Source organism: Mycobacterium shimoidei, assembly GCF_900417275.1.
Lineage (GTDB): Bacteria > Actinomycetota > Actinomycetes > Mycobacteriales > Mycobacteriaceae > Mycobacterium > Mycobacterium shimoidei.
Genome location: NZ_UEGW01000001.1, coordinates 2264320 through 2276843 on the forward strand (window position 1 = coordinate 2264320; position 12524 = coordinate 2276843).

Sequence of the window (12524 nt, forward strand, 5' to 3'; positions counted from 1 at the left end):
CGGTCTTGCTCCGTAGACTGAGCTCCCTGTGAGCTTGAGCCTGGGGATCGTGGGTTTGCCGAACGTCGGCAAGTCGACGCTGTTCAACGCGTTGACCAAGAACGACGTGGTGGCCGCCAACTACCCATTTGCCACGATCGAACCCAACGAGGGCGTCGTCCCGCTGCCTGATCCCCGGCTTGAGAAGCTGGCCGAGATGTTCGGTTCGGAGCGGATCGTGCCGGCGCCGGTGACCTTCGTTGACATCGCCGGGCTGGTGGCAGGCGCTTCCGAGGGGGCCGGACTGGGTAACAAGTTCCTGGCCAATATCCGCGAGTGCGATGCGATTTGCCAAGTGGTGCGGGTGTTTTCGGACGACGATGTAGCCCATGTCGCCGGGAAGGTCGACCCCAAATCCGACATCGAGGTCGTCGAGACCGAGTTGATACTCGCCGATTTGCAAACACTCGAACGTGCAGTACCGCGGCTGGAGAAAGAGGCCCGCAACAACAAGGACCGCAAACCGGTCTACGAGGCCGCCCTCGCCGCTCAAGAGGTGCTGAACGGCGGCAAAACCCTTTTCGCGGCCGGGCTGGACACAGCGCCGTTGCGGGAGCTGAATCTGCTGACCACCAAACCGTTCCTGTACGTCTTCAACGCCGACGAGGCGGTGCTGACCGACGAAGCCCGCAAGGCCGAGTTACGCGAGCTCGTCGCGCCGGCCGACGCGGTGTTCCTCGACGCCAAGATCGAAGCCGAGCTGGCCGAACTCGATGACGAGTCGGCCGCCGAGCTGCTGGAGTCGATCGGGCAGACCGAGCGCGGCCTCGACGCGCTGGCCCGCGCCGGCTTTCACACCTTGAAGTTGCAGACGTTCTTGACGGCCGGCCCAAAAGAAGCGCGCGCGTGGGTCATTCACCAAGGCGACACCGCGCCGAAGGCGGCCGGGGTGATACACAGCGACTTCGAAAAGGGCTTCATCAAAGCCGAGATCGTGTCCTATGACGACCTGATCGCCGCCGGCTCGATGGCCGCGGCCAAGGCGGCCGGCAAGGTCCGGATGGAAGGCAAGGACTACGTGATGGCCGATGGCGACGTGGTGGAATTCCGGTTCAACGTCTAGCAACTGCTGTGCGCAAGGTCGACAGTGATGCGCCGAGCGTGGGGCATATGTACGCAATCGTCGGGATTTTCGTACATACGGCCCACGGTCGAGCGATGTCGACTTGGTCGTTGGCTAATCGGCTGACCGCTCGAGTGCTCGTAGGCCGCGCAGGGTCCTTCGTATCAGCTCACGTCTTTCGTCGATGGTCATCGAGTCATTGAGGGGAGCGTGCACCCGCAGGTAACCCTGGGTCACCAGATCGTCGACCAGGAACCGCGTCGCACCGACCGGCAAGGACAGACGAGCAGCGATCTCTGCGACCGAGGGGCTCTGCCGGCAACACGTCAGGATCTGGCCTCGTACATCGTTCCTCGACCAGCGTGGCGGCTTTGCTGTGGTGTTGAGCGCTTCGACCGGAGTTTCGAGTGCCAGTTCGGCCCCACAGTCGGTACCGCCTGCCTTCAGCGCGTACGGCCGGACCAGGCTCGGCTCGTCCACGGCTTCCGGCTTTGTGAACCATTCGCCGATCGGTTCGACCGTGCCCTCCGACTGCGACGAACCATGCGCCGCGTTGCGGTTCTGCAGGAACCATAAGGCCTGGTCGGCGTGCACCGATGCGCGCAGCTCGCTGGAAACGACCTTCAGGATGGTGCGGTCGGTGTCGATGATGAATGTGGTCCGTCGGACCGGCAGCAGCCGGGCCAGCAGGCCGCGGCGTCGGCTGTGCTGGCCACGCCGGGCTTCATCACGCGCCACGACGGATCTATGCAGCTTGGCGAGCCTGCCTCGGCGTACTCCGAACAGCTCGGACACCACGCCGTCCGCGTCGGAGAGCAGCGGATAGTCGAACGAGCGCTGCTGGGCGAAGTGGGCCTGTTTGTCGACGGCATCCGTGCTGATCCCCACCCGATGTGCGCCCACCTTGGCAAATTCGTCGCTCAGGTCCCGGAAATGACACGCCTGCGCTGTACAGATCGGTGAAGAGGCTAATGGGAAGAAGAACAGCACCACCGGCCCGTCAGAAAGGAACGTGGACAGCGTCCGAGGCCGACCGGTGTGATCGAACAGCGTGAAGTCAGGCGCCTTATCGCCCGCGATCATCGGCAAAGACTAACGCCGCGCAGCGGTGCGCAACAACGACTGGAGATAATTCGGTCATCGCCGACCAGCTACAGGCATACGACGTGTATCGAATACGTGTACTGGCGTCGTGGAATTTCGGCTCAACGCCCAGCGGCAAAGTCGCGGATTCGGAGCTCGCAGTGGATCGGCGGGGGTAATTGTCGTACCCGGGTGTGATGATGCGGTTTTGTCCTCGATTGCATCGCCTGCTGCGGGGGTTCGCCCGGCTGAGCGGTTGGAGGTGTTGTCAGAGGAGTTAGCGGAGTTGGCTGGTCAGCGCAATGCGATTGATGGGCGCATTGTGCAGATTGCCGCGGAGTTGTATCGCGACGGGCTGTGGGGGATAACCGGTGCGCGCTCGCTGGCGGCGGTGGTGACCTGGAAGCTTGGCTGGTCATCGGCCAATGCCCACACCATGGTTACGGTGAAGCGCCGGGTGGAACAGAGCGCGCCACAGTTCCGGGGCGTGCCAATTGAACAGCACATGCCCGGTGTAGTCATAACAGTCGGCGCACAGCGGCTGCCCGAACCGGATAATCGGCGTGGTGAACTGTGTTGCACCATAAGGGTTTTCCGTGTGGGCAGCGGGCTTTGCTACCGCTGGCGGGGGTGGGCGGTAGGTGCGCCCGGCCGATCTGGCCCGGCTGCAATCCGAAAGCTACCAGGTGGCCAACGATTCACCGCCACCGCAATCACGGACTGGCTAACCCTGTACAGCACTGGCGACCCCGATATCCGAGTGCAACTAGTAGCCGAAAACATCGCGCGTCGAACAGGCCGTCGTCTATGAGGATCGCGTCAAGCGGATGGTTGCCGAGATCGAACGGATCGAATACGGATACGCCCAACGGGTGCGCGATCTGATTGCGCCGACGCTGGGGACATAGACAAACCACGGGCCAAGGTGACCGTCCCACCTCGGTTGTGGCGACAATTTGGTGCGCCGGAGGTGGCTGACGGTTGGGTATATTTGCCACACGAAGTATGCGATGCGAGGTGCTGGTGGCGGTGCTTAATTTGCGAGTCAAGGCCAGGGCTCTTTCCTGTGTGGGACAAGAGTTGCTGAGCGCTGCCAGCGCGATCCCCGACGCGCCCCAACCAGTCTCTCCGGCTGGTACCGATCCGCTGTCGACGGCCATCGCAGCCCACGTAACCAGCTCTGTGGCTCCGCTGGTTGCGGACCGCCCAGCAGCCAAAGCTGAAGCTAGTGGCTACGCGCAGGCTTTGGGCGCCGCCGCTCGTGCCTATGTCGGCACCGACGAACCGCTGGGCGAGGAGATTGACCGGCAGATGGCCGGCCTGCCCGCATCGGATTAGCCAATGGGCATTGAACGACCCGGCGGACCTTACGGCCCGGAGATGACCGCGCCGCCAGCCTGGCCCGAGGCTGACGAAACGGCCCTGTTAGATGCCGCCGACGCGTTCGATGCCGACAAGAAGGCTGTCGACGAGCAATTGTGGGCCTTCCAGCAAGCACGGACCAGACTCTTCGACGACGATGTGTGGTCGGGTACAGCCGCCAACGCCGCGAACGCCAAACACCAGCAGCAGATCAGCACGCTACAAGCCCACGTGAACGGATCGGCTGCGGCCGCCAAGCTGTATCGCGATTCGGCAGGCGTGGTGCTCACCACCAAGCAGCAGATCATCGAAAACGTCGAGAACGCCCAGAAGCTGATTAACCAGGTCGCCGACGACTCACAGGCAACAGCCGAGCAGAAAGACTACTTCATCAAAGGACTGGTCAGAGCGACGCACGCTGAAAACGTTCAACTTGTCCAAACCGGCGCGGCCAGGCTGGGCAAGTTACCAGCAACTCCGCTTACCGTGCGGCCAGCATCCACCGGACGTGAAGCACCGCTCACACCGCCCCAGGACCCCGGCCCGCAGATACCGAAAGCTGGCACCAACTCCAACGACGTCAAACGGTGGTGGGACTCACTGAACCAGCAGCAGAAAGATCAACTACTGCGCGAGCACCCGGACGCGTTGGGCAACCTCGACGGCATCTACGTTGCCGACCGCAGCACCGCCAACAAGACCGTCATGCAACACGATTTGGACAGGGTCACCAACGCAGCGTCACGTCACCATGTCTCAGTCCAGGAGGTGACCGCTCATCCGCAGAACTATGGCCTCACCGCTACCGATGTCGCCCGCTACACCAACGCGGTCCAAGTTAAAAATGGGCTAGAGGAAAACAGCAGGAAGACCCATGCTCCTACGTTTCTCCAGGTGTACGAGCCGGACAAGTTCGGTGGTCAAGGTCGTGCGGCGATCGCGATCGGCAACCCGGACACCGCAGCAAATACCGCTGTGGTGGTGCCCGGCACCAGTCACAGCGTCACCGAAGGCTGGCTTTCCAGCGACGATGCGGCGAATCTGTACAACGAGACCTGGGCCGCTAACCATGGCAAGGCCACCTCGGTTGTGGCGTGGATGGGCTACAACGCACCCGACAGCCTCGCCGATCCTCAGGTGGGCCAGACCGGGCTCGCGCATCAAGGGGGTGCCTTGTTGGCGTCGGATGTCAACGCGCTCAATGTCACTCATCAGGGTGCCTCCGATGTCACGGTGATCGGACACTCGTATGGCTCAACCACGGTGGCCGACGCCGCGGCCGGTTACGGGATGCACGCCAACGACGTGGTTCTAATCGGATGCCCGGGCACCGACATGGCCCACAGCGCCGCCGATTTTCATCTAGCGCAAGGGGGCCACGTTTATGTGGGCTCCGCCTCGACCGACCCGATCACCCAATTGGGCGATATACCACAGGTGCACGTGCCGGGAACCGACGTCACCGTCGCGCTGGGCCCGGACCCAGCAGTGGATGGCTTCGGGTCAACCCGGTTCAAAGCCGAGGTCCCCGGACTTACGTTCAACGACCATAGTCACTATTACGATCCCGGCAGCGAATCCTTGTTCAGCATGGCCGACATCGCATCCGGCCACGGCGACGCCTTAGAGCGTCACGGCATGACCGCCCCGCACCGCGACACTCTCCTAGGTCAAATCATCGAGGCTTTCGGCGCTCCGGGCGCCAGCGATCCCGAACTGTACCGCCCGGGCACCAGCGGGCACTACCACCGATAGCAAAAGGTGCAACTTGCATACGAGAACGCAGAGCAGTCAGATGCTCAAAATTGCCATCAAAACAGTCATAGCCATGGTCGCAGTCGTAACGTCAGGATGCGGAGTGATGAACAAGATGCAAGCCGCCAGCGTCACGAATCCAATGACGCCCGAGCAATCCAAAGCTCAAGTCGTCGACGCCGCCCGCGAGATCGTCCACGCCCTTGGGCTACACGTCACCGACGCCTTCTTCTGGCACTCGTCGTGCAACGATCAGGGTGACCCGCCTTTCCGTGGAAGATTGACCATCAGTTACCCGCCCGCGTCGAGTTTCGAAGCGTCAGAGGCCGAGATCGCCGACATGGTTCAACGCCTTCAGAGCCTTGGCTGGGCTGGAGACCCGGACCTTCATAGCCACGGCAGTGTGCTGAAGAAGAACAATGTCGTCGCGACGTTCTACCCAGGGACCGCCGACAAATACCCGGCCGTCGACCTGCTCGGCGAGTGCCGGGATGTAACCACTACGAAACAAACCAGAGGATCGACCGAAGCCGTCAACCTCAGCTAGCGGTCAATCATCACTCGCGAGTAAAGTCTGGCTACCGACAAATCTCTCCATAGACGCGACACTTCGCCGCACACGACAATGCCCCGCTTTGGGGTCTCGCCACCCGCGATACCGCTGGGAAGTAGACAGCCCCGCCGGGTCCGGGGCCCCTAGGCGAGCGCGCCGAGTGGTGGTGGTGTACGAACCCTTCCAGCCCCAACCGCCACCAACACCCAACTAAGACGGCTTGTCGAAAGGAGCCTGGAAGATGGCGATTGTGAAGCGGTCGATGAGCGTGTTGGCGGCTGTCGGGTTGGTTTTGTCCGCGTTCGGACTGGTTGGCGGCATGGCTCAGGCGGCCCCTGGCCATCACTGGTGTCCAGGTGATCCATGGGACCCGAGCTGGGGTACGGCCTATGACTGGGACTGGCACCAGTGCCACGACTGGGAAGGCGCGGCGGGTCCGGCGGGCTTCGGCCAGTGGGGACCTCCGCCGATATGGGCGCCGCCGCAGCCACCTCCACCACCGTGGGCGCCCGGAGCGCATGTCATGTGGAAGACCACTGACAATGCTTGGGGATTCTGGAACAACGGAATCTGGACTCCCATCTAGATACAAGGAGGCGTAATGCGGTGGCGTGGAGTCAGTCATGTCGAATTCGCGGTGCTGGACTACGACGACTCCATCGCCTTCTATGACGAACTATTCGGCTGGCTCGGGTACAGCAGCTTCTCGTCGTTGAACATGGAATACCAGTCGATCTATTACATGACGCGGTATCTCAACCCACACAGCTACATCGGCATTCAGCCCGCCCGCACCGGGGGGAAGTTGACGCACAGCGACCAGGCGGTCGGCATCAATCACGTTGCACTGTGGGCCCGCAGCCGAAAAGAGGTCGATCGCTTTCATCGCGAATTCTTGGTCAGCCGGAACATCCCCGTGACCGACGAACCCAAGGAGTATCCGCAGTACTGGCCCGGCTATTACGCCGTGTTCTTCGACGACCCAATCAACGGCATTCATTGGGAGCTGGCGTGGCTGCCCAAAGTCCCGTCGCCGCGCCAAGTTTGGTCGTTCTACCGTGCGATTCGTGGGTTTGCCGAGAGCCGACCGGACCTGGCGAACACGGTGCCCGGCGTCACCCTGCAAGCGAGGCGGACCCTGCCGGCGCGGTAGACGCTCGCTGTCACGGCAGCGCCGCGGCCCACTGCATGTGCCCCTCGAAACCAAGCGACGTCGCCATCGCCCGGTAGCGGTCGCGGTAGTCGCAATAGGCAGCCTCATCGGCGCGGGCGCGGGCCAGCAGCGCCCGCAGCCGCAGCAATGAGATCTCATTCACGACGAAGCCGGGATCGGTTGGCACAGCGGCCAACTGAGTAATCACACGCTCGGCCTCACCGAGATCGCCTTCACCGCCGCGCTGCAGCAATGCCTCCACCAGGACACTGGCGGCCAACGCGGTCCAGAAACAGCCACCGGAGTTCAGCAAGTCGTCGACCACGGCGCGAGCCAATTGGATGGCACCTGCGACATCGCCGATCCGTGCCCTTTCCCGGGCGATGTGGCTGTCGACAATCGGCAGATTGGTCAGGGCGAACTGGTTGTTCTCGCACCGCTCGCGCACCTTGGCGAGCAGCTCGAAGCCACGCCGGCGCTCGGAACCGTCCTGGTATGCCAGAGCGAGGCCGTGAACTCCCCGAGCCAGATCGAGAGCGAGATCGTCTCCCGATTGCTCTGCTATTGACAGGAATTCGGCGGTGTCGCGCAAGGCCTCCGCACCGGGCAACAGCACCCCGTATGAGATCGCGTAGACATAGGTAAACCAGATAACGCCGCCCAGCGTCCCCGGGTCAGCCAACAGCGCACGCATCGTCACGATGGCTTGGTCGAAGTCATCTCGCCAGCCGGCAATGCCCAGGCACCACCGGGCCAAGCCGCGGCAGGTAGTGGCGATCGTCAATGGAGATTCGGTGACCAGTTTGCCTTTGTCGGGATCGCCCTCGGCAAGGTCGATGACGAGTTGGGCCAACCGCAGCACGGCGGTCATTTCACCGGTCTCGTGCTTGGCGATCATCGCGGGAAAAGCCAGTGCGACCGTCAACGTTGGGTCGCCGATCTCCTCCAGTACTCCTACGAGTTTGTCGGCGAGCTGCGATGCCTCGCGGCGGTGCCCTTTCATGTCCTGCAACGTCAAAAACCCTGACAGTCCGATTGCGAGCGATCGCTGATCACCGGCGGCGGTGCACAACTCTTGCAGCTCCTCGAAGCCGGTGTCGGCGCCACTGCCGCCCATCCGATACGCCGTCGCGCACAACAACGTCCGCGGTGCGATACGCGTTGCCAAGCTATCAGGGTCGTCGTCAGGTAACCGATCAGCGACCTGACGGGCCCGCCGCCAACTCGTCTGCGCTGCGGCCATGTCGCGGAATGTCGACCATGTCCCGGCGCGCATGTGCCAGTCGAAGGCGGCGTGCAGATTCCCGGCCGCCTCGAGGTGTTCGGCGATCAGCGCCGCGTTCTCGTCCGCCGATGCGCGCGCTTCGATTGCCGCCGCGAGATCTCGGTGCAATTGCGCGCGAGTGGATTTCAGTTGTGACTCGTAGGCGACGGTGCGGATCAGCGGATGACGAAACGCATACTCGGCGTTCGGCGCGAAGCTCACCTGGCCGATGAGTTCGGCTTCGATCAGCGGCGCCACGTCCACGTCGGGAATCAGAGTGTCGAGTAGCTCGCCGTCGAATCGTGCGCCGATGACCGCCGCGGCATTCAGGGTCTGTTTGGCCGATGCCGCGAGGCGATCTATGCGTGCGCCGATGGTGGCTTGCAGTGTGGCCGGCACTTCGACGTCTGCAACCTCGCCCTGCGGTTGATAGGAGCCCGGCTGGCCTTGCAGCACGCCTCGTTCGACCAGGTCGCGCACGATCTCCTCAACGAAGAAGGGGTTTCCGGCCGCGCGGTCTGCGATCTGCGCCGCCAGGTCGGCTGTCAACAAGTCGGCGCCGAGCAGCTCGGCCGTTAACTCCACTGTGTGCGCATCGTTCAACGGCCGTAAGGCGATTGCCTGCGAGCCGGGGACGCGGCTGAGCGCGCCTTGATATTCCGGGCGGTAGGTGATCAACACCAGCGACGGAATCTGCGGGACGACGGTCAGGAAATCGGCCAGCATCGACTCGCTGATTTCGTCGATCCAGTGCGCATCCTCGATGACGTACACCGCCGCTTCCCGGCGGTCCAATGCGCCGGCATTGACGAGCGTGGTCAATCGGCGGCGCCGGGCGTCGGCGGCGATATCGGGCAGTGGTGTCGCCGGATCGCGGATTCCCAGCAAGTCGTCCAGCAGCAGTAGATCCTCGGAGTCGGCACCGGGGAAACGGTCACGTACCTGTGTGCGCGCGGTGTCGGCCTCGAGTTGGTCGATACCGATTCCGGCACGCAACATTCTGGCTACCACGTGGAACGGGATGTCGGTGGCATGAGACTCGCAGTAGGTGCTGAACACCGGTACGGCGAGACCGCTTGCGAGTGCGGCGGTCTCACGAACCAGTCTGCTCTTGCCGATACCTGGTGGTCCGACGATGTTTACGATGCACCCCGACCCGTCGGTGGCCTCACCGAGGATCTCTTCGATCGTCGCGAGCTCCCAATTGCGTCCGACGAGTTTCGATTCGGTGTGACGCGCTGGTTGACGCTCGCCGATGGTCAGTAAGCGCCTGGCGGTCACCGTGCTTCCGCCTTTGATGTGGACCAGTTCGGGTTCACCAAGCACGACACCATTCCCTACCAGCCTGGCCGTCGAGTCGCTCAGCATCACACCACCGGGTGGAGCGACCGATTCCATCCGCTGCGCCATCCCGACCTGTTCGCCGATGGCGGTATAGCTTGCGGTGGTAGAACCGATTTCACCGGCGATTACCTGACCGGAGTTCAGTCCGATCCGCAGCTGCAGCGCGACGCCGTCGCGGCGATCGACCTCTTCGGAGAGGGCCGCCAATTGGCGTTGGATGTCGAGTGCTGCAAGGCATGCGCGAAGGGCATGGTCCTCCAACGTAACGGGGGCGCCGAAGATCGCCATCAGTCCATCACCGGTGAACTTGTCCACCTTGCCGCCGTACCGCTCGACGACAGTCGTCGAACGATCCAACAGCTCTGACATGATCTCGCGTAGCCGTTCAGCACCAACCGACGCAGCGATGTCCATCGAATGAACAACATCGGCGAACAACACCGTCGCCTGCTTGTACTCGGCGTGCTCAGTGACGGGCGTGATCGGCGAACCGCAGGTGTCGCAGAACCGCGCGCCTTCCCGCGGCTGTGTCCCACAGGCGCGGCACCCGGCCGTCGCGGTCACCAGCGTGCCCGCGCTTCATGGAGCTCGGTGAACAGAAAGCTCACAACTCCCGAAACAGCAGCCGCCGACAGAGCGGACATGCCCGCAGAATGCCACAACAAAGGGGCGGGACCTGGTGCAACGGACGAAATGCGTCGAGGGTCAGTCGAGGGTCAGTCGAGGGCTCAGAAGAACGGGTTGGTGTTGACGTCGGCCGGATCCGAACGCGGGCCGTAGCGGCGGATGTAATCCTCGTGCATTTTCGCGTTTTTCTTCCGTTTGATCACATCGACCAGATTCGGATCCAGTCCATGCTGGGCCAGCCGATGACGACGCCACACCTTGTTCAGCGCGAACGAAACCACCAACGCCCAGGCGTAGATCGGCACCGTCATCTCGACATGCACATACAGCGCGTTTTGGGCAACGGGCAGCAGCCACAACGGGGCGAGTAAAAGCAGCGGCGGTATCGCTGCGCGGACCATGAACCGGCGGATCGCGCCCGCACCGGCCAGGTCGTGGGCGACCCACTCGCGCATCGAGTCGGGAAGACGCCGCTGGGTGTAGCAGTACGCGATGTAGGCAAAGATGCCCGGCTTGGTGGATGACATACTGCTGACAAGTCTAGGCTTCGTCGGCCGATGGCACTGTGACGGCGATCTCCTCGCCCAACCGGTAACCGGGCGCCAGCGGCAAGTTGTCTCCGCTCCAGAATGAGCCGGGATCGAACCAATTCGGATCCTTGTGAGTGTCCAGCAGCCCCATCTCTTCGTAAGTGATCGCCACCGTCTCGGCGCAGTAGCTCGTCTCCAGGCCGGCCTGCAGCCTTTGCGCCTTGCGCCGCTGCGTCACCTCGCGAGACTTCTTATCCACGAACGGAATTCCCCTCGTCCAGTCGTAGAGCTTTGGGACTCGCCCAAGGAACCAACGGCCGGTGAGTCGTGCCACGCTCGGAAACGGAGTGCCGTCCAGCCGGGCGATGACCCGCAGCAGCCGGTCTTCCTGCTCCCGGGTGGCATACGGCGTCAGCTGGCGCAGCCAGCAGCGCTGGTGGTAGTGCAGCACCCAGCGCTCGACGGCCTGGCGGGCGTCATGGAGCTGCACTCCGCGTTGATGGGTGCCCGACCACACGTCGACGAGCTTGTCGCCGAGTTCGGCGTGCCAGATCAACGGTGGAAGATCGTCGATGGCCACCGTCATGCCGACGTGGTTGACCGGGCTGTTCGACAAGGTTTGGATGGTGCGGTCCGGCCGGGAGCGGCCGCGGAAGAGCCAGATGTCGCCGGTGCGGGTCTCGTCCAGCGCCTGGTCGAGCGTCACGGTAGTGGTGTCCACCACAGCACCATAGGCAGACTGTGGTCATGCGCAACGTATGGAAGTGGCTCGGGTTAGCCGGTCTGGTCGGGGTGGCTGCCGGGGGAGTGCTGGTGGCGCGCGATCAGCGCCGACGCAAGGCATACACGCCCGACGAGGTCCGGGCACGGCTCCATCAGCGGCTGGCCGAAGCCGAAGCCGAACCTAGCCAGTAACCGCGTACAGCCGCTGGGCACCGCTGAAGCCTTTGAGCTCGGCGTCGCGCCCGTCGTCGAACGAAATGTCCTCGCAGTCGCTGACCGCGTCGCGCACCGCTTGGCTGACCAGAATCTGTCCGCCACCGGCCTGTCCGGCCACCCGCGCCGCCATCGCAACGTTGCGGCCGAACAGGTCGTCGCCGCGGCGCACCGAGCGGCCCATATGGATCCCGATTCGCACTCGAAAACCATTGCGCCGCTTGTGCTTAGCATCTCCGTGCAACTTCTGCTGAAGCTCGACAGCACAGCGCACGGCATCCTCGGCGTGCGAGAAGGCGATCATGAAACCGTCGCCCTGGCTCTTGACGACGTGCCCGGAGTAGTTCTTGACCAGCCGCCGGACCAGCTTGTCGTGTGCGTCGATCAGCCTGACCCAGGCGCGGTCGCCGATCCGTTCGTTCAGCGCGGTGGACTCCTCGATGTCGGAGAACAGGATCACCACCCGGCCGTCGGGAGTGACCCGGGCCAGGTCAGGTCGCTCCACCTCGGCCCAGTCGGCCAGGTCCTCGATCGAACTGCGCACCGCCGCGCCGAACCCTTCTTTGCGCACCAGGTTCGCGGTCTGCCATACCGTCTTGACCGCCTCACGGCCACCGGAGAGCAGCCAACTGCGGTTGTCGACCCGCTGGCGCAGCGCATCGGTCTCTCGTCGGCTGCGAGTCAGCACCACCCACATCGTCACCAGTGCGACGGCCTCGCCCGCGGCGACGGCGGCCAGCACGTAGATGGCTATCATGGGCCAACCCATTCCAGGCATTTTTCCTGATGTGGCCTGACCTGCCTCGAAGGCCTCC

The 12524-nt window shown here is 63.3% G+C and carries 12 protein-coding genes and 3 pseudogenes; 9 read left to right on the plus strand and 6 right to left on the minus strand.

Annotated elements, in window-relative coordinates; all coding sequences use genetic code 11:
* Nucleotides 1–28 precede the first annotated feature (28 nt).
* Nucleotides 29–1102, plus strand: coding sequence for a redox-regulated ATPase YchF (gene ychF / locus MSP7336_RS11165; RefSeq protein WP_069397766.1), 1074 nt, complete (start codon nucleotides 29–31; stop codon nucleotides 1100–1102).
* Nucleotides 1103–1216: 114 nt separating this feature from the next.
* On the opposite strand, the gene MSP7336_RS24665 is transcribed toward ychF, so the two are convergent.
* Nucleotides 1217–2185 carry a redoxin domain-containing protein gene (locus MSP7336_RS24665; protein WP_069397023.1) on the minus strand — a complete coding sequence of 323 codons (969 nt, stop codon included), beginning with the start codon at nucleotides 2183–2185 and terminating at the stop codon, nucleotides 1217–1219.
* Nucleotides 2186–2393: 208 nt separating this feature from the next.
* Here MSP7336_RS24665 and MSP7336_RS24230 point away from each other — a divergent pair.
* A pseudogene (locus tag MSP7336_RS24230) lies at nucleotides 2394–2675 on the plus strand (DUF222 domain-containing protein); the annotation flags it as partial.
* Here the strand turns inward: MSP7336_RS24230 and MSP7336_RS24670 are convergent.
* Nucleotides 2655–2805: pseudogene (locus MSP7336_RS24670) on the minus strand (replication initiator); the annotation flags it as partial. The pseudogenes MSP7336_RS24230 and MSP7336_RS24670 overlap by 21 nt on opposite strands.
* 403 nt (nucleotides 2806–3208) lie before the next feature.
* On the opposite strand from MSP7336_RS24670, the gene MSP7336_RS11180 reads away from it, so the two are divergent.
* The 6 genes and pseudogenes from MSP7336_RS11180 to MSP7336_RS11200 all read left to right on the plus strand — a co-directional run bounded on the left by MSP7336_RS11180 (nucleotide 3209) and on the right by MSP7336_RS11200 (nucleotide 7008).
* Nucleotides 3209–3523, plus strand: coding sequence for a PE domain-containing protein (locus MSP7336_RS11180; RefSeq protein ID WP_220178572.1), 315 nt, complete (start codon nucleotides 3209–3211; stop codon nucleotides 3521–3523).
* Nucleotides 3524–3526: 3 nt separating this feature from the next.
* The gene (locus MSP7336_RS11185; RefSeq protein ID WP_113963710.1) at nucleotides 3527–5302 is read left to right on the plus strand and encodes an alpha/beta hydrolase; all 1776 of its coding nucleotides are present in this window, start codon (nucleotides 3527–3529) and stop codon (nucleotides 5300–5302) included.
* 40 nt (nucleotides 5303–5342) lie between these two features.
* Nucleotides 5343–5849, plus strand: a complete 507-nt coding sequence (locus MSP7336_RS11190) for a hypothetical protein (RefSeq protein ID WP_244917446.1) — start codon at nucleotides 5343–5345, stop codon at nucleotides 5847–5849.
* A 134-nt stretch (nucleotides 5850–5983) separates the two neighbouring features.
* A pseudogene (locus MSP7336_RS24675) lies at nucleotides 5984–6069 on the plus strand (hypothetical protein); the annotation flags it as partial.
* A gap of 27 nt (nucleotides 6070–6096) precedes the next feature.
* Nucleotides 6097–6441 (plus strand): Mtp family mycobacterial-type pilin, encoded by a 345-nt coding sequence (locus tag MSP7336_RS11195; protein ID WP_425325743.1) that lies wholly within the window; start codon nucleotides 6097–6099, stop codon nucleotides 6439–6441.
* Nucleotides 6442–6456: 15 nt separating this feature from the next.
* A complete protein-coding gene (locus MSP7336_RS11200) occupies nucleotides 6457–7008 on the plus strand; it encodes a VOC family protein (RefSeq protein ID WP_113963712.1) in 552 nt (183 codons plus the stop codon).
* A 10-nt stretch (nucleotides 7009–7018) separates the two neighbouring features.
* Here the strand turns inward: MSP7336_RS11200 and MSP7336_RS11205 are convergent, their stop codons facing one another.
* The 3 genes from MSP7336_RS11205 to MSP7336_RS11215 all read right to left on the minus strand — a co-directional run bounded on the left by MSP7336_RS11205 (nucleotide 7019) and on the right by MSP7336_RS11215 (nucleotide 11479).
* Nucleotides 7019–10180: an adenylate/guanylate cyclase domain-containing protein gene (locus tag MSP7336_RS11205; protein WP_280524365.1), complete on the minus strand. Its 3162-nt coding sequence runs from the start codon at nucleotides 10178–10180 to the stop codon at nucleotides 7019–7021.
* A gap of 164 nt (nucleotides 10181–10344) precedes the next feature.
* Complete coding sequence (locus MSP7336_RS11210) at nucleotides 10345–10770, minus strand: DUF5313 domain-containing protein (protein ID WP_113963714.1); 426 nt, start codon at nucleotides 10768–10770, stop codon at nucleotides 10345–10347.
* Between the two features lie 13 nt (nucleotides 10771–10783).
* Complete coding sequence (locus MSP7336_RS11215) at nucleotides 10784–11479, minus strand: guanylate cyclase (RefSeq protein ID WP_372507668.1); 696 nt, start codon at nucleotides 11477–11479, stop codon at nucleotides 10784–10786.
* A gap of 41 nt (nucleotides 11480–11520) precedes the next feature.
* Between MSP7336_RS11215 and MSP7336_RS11220 the strand changes: the two genes are divergently transcribed.
* The gene (locus MSP7336_RS11220; RefSeq protein ID WP_113963715.1) at nucleotides 11521–11688 is read left to right on the plus strand and encodes a hypothetical protein; all 168 of its coding nucleotides are present in this window, start codon (nucleotides 11521–11523) and stop codon (nucleotides 11686–11688) included.
* On the opposite strand, the gene MSP7336_RS11225 is transcribed toward MSP7336_RS11220, so the two are convergent.
* Nucleotides 11678–12487, minus strand: a complete 810-nt coding sequence (locus tag MSP7336_RS11225; protein WP_069397020.1) for an adenylate/guanylate cyclase domain-containing protein — start codon at nucleotides 12485–12487, stop codon at nucleotides 11678–11680. The genes MSP7336_RS11220 and MSP7336_RS11225 overlap by 11 nt on opposite strands.
* Between the last annotated feature and the right edge of the window lie 37 nt (nucleotides 12488–12524).

Excerpts from the sequence above, each read along its gene's own strand:
- MSP7336_RS11210 (WP_113963714.1), bottom strand. The coding sequence starts at position 10,770 with ATGTCATCCACCAAGCCGGGCATCTTTGCCTACATCGCGTACTGCTAC.
- MSP7336_RS11195 (WP_425325743.1), top strand. The coding sequence starts at position 6,097 with ATGGCGATTGTGAAGCGGTCGATGAGCGTGTTGGCGGCTGTCGGGTTG.
- MSP7336_RS11200 (WP_113963712.1), top strand. The coding sequence starts at position 6,457 with ATGCGGTGGCGTGGAGTCAGTCATGTCGAATTCGCGGTGCTGGACTAC.
- MSP7336_RS11190 (WP_244917446.1), top strand. The coding sequence starts at position 5,343 with ATGCTCAAAATTGCCATCAAAACAGTCATAGCCATGGTCGCAGTCGTA.
- MSP7336_RS11185 (WP_113963710.1), top strand. The coding sequence starts at position 3,527 with ATGGGCATTGAACGACCCGGCGGACCTTACGGCCCGGAGATGACCGCG.
- MSP7336_RS11220 (WP_113963715.1), top strand. The coding sequence starts at position 11,521 with ATGCGCAACGTATGGAAGTGGCTCGGGTTAGCCGGTCTGGTCGGGGTG.
- MSP7336_RS11225 (WP_069397020.1), bottom strand. The coding sequence starts at position 12,487 with ATGCCTGGAATGGGTTGGCCCATGATAGCCATCTACGTGCTGGCCGCC.
- MSP7336_RS24665 (WP_069397023.1), bottom strand. The coding sequence starts at position 2,185 with ATGATCGCGGGCGATAAGGCGCCTGACTTCACGCTGTTCGATCACACC.